This is a genomic window from Pseudovibrio japonicus (genome assembly GCF_014651595.1).
GTDB classification, from domain to species: domain Bacteria; phylum Pseudomonadota; class Alphaproteobacteria; order Rhizobiales; family Stappiaceae; genus Pseudovibrio; species Pseudovibrio japonicus.
This window is the reverse complement of sequence record NZ_BMXE01000016.1, coordinates 838-1,129: the sequence shown is the minus strand read 5'-3', so window position 1 is coordinate 1,129 and position 292 is coordinate 838. Positions and strand designations below refer to the sequence as shown.

Genomic DNA, 292 nt, shown 5'->3' with positions numbered 1-292 from the left:
GAAATCCGTGGCAAAGCGAATGGAATCTTCAGACCCTGCTCCCGCGACGAAATCAGTGATAACATCGTGCCCGAAGGATCCACCGGTGAACACAAATGTGTCGTCTCCAGCACCTCCACTCAGTACATCATCAGCAATACCCATTGCAACCGATACACCAGTTTCTCCAAACCCAACAATATCTGCTCGGCCGTCCCCGTTCACATCACCTAGTATCCGAGGATACAGATCCTGAGAGGACCAGCCAGAAGCTACGACAAAATCGTTGTGCGCCTGTTTAATCTCTCCAAAA

At 50.3% G+C, this 292-nt stretch carries 1 pseudogene; it reads right to left on the bottom strand.

The features are described from left to right. Positions 1 to 292: pseudogene (locus tag IE076_RS22575) on the bottom strand (hypothetical protein); the annotation flags it as partial.